The organism is Gluconobacter sp. P1D12_c (assembly GCF_018812105.1).
Taxonomy (GTDB): Bacteria; Pseudomonadota; Alphaproteobacteria; order Acetobacterales; family Acetobacteraceae; genus Gluconobacter; species Gluconobacter oxydans_A.
Window position 1 is genome coordinate 1 of record NZ_JACSIQ010000669.1, and the last position, 398, is coordinate 398.

1 protein-coding gene is annotated in these 398 nt (G+C 52.0%); it reads right to left on the minus strand.

Features of this window, described 5'->3' with window-relative positions; translation table 11 throughout:
* Positions 1–209: 209 nt before the first annotated feature.
* A partial coding sequence (locus KP705_RS18665) for a hypothetical protein (protein WP_215765390.1) occupies positions 210–398 on the minus strand: 189 nt, incomplete at its 5' end.

The window sequence follows — 398 nt, forward strand, 5'->3', positions numbered from 1 at the left end:
TTTTTGGCGGTTCCCCAAGGGAAAAGGATGATCGGTAAAACCCTAGATATAAATAAGATAAAATCTCTCTCTGTAGTCTCTCTCTTTTTTCGGTGGAAAACTGCGGTTTTTACCCCAAAAGGGGGGGTAATTATGCACGGCATAAACGGGCGACATCCGAGAACCGTGCAAGAGAGTATTTGCTCAGGAAGAAGGAGCGAATGGGACGGTCAGCGGCCCCGACCTCGGCTATTCTCCCGCGAGCGATTCCGGCCAATTTCTCTGGCTCGTTCCCGTTGAGCCTCAACCGCCTGATCTTGGAGTTTCTGGCGTAGCTGTTGGGCCAGTTTCACGCAGCCCTCGATAACCTTCTCCCGGTATTGGGTCGGAATATCCCTCAGAGCCTTCACAAGAGGCTC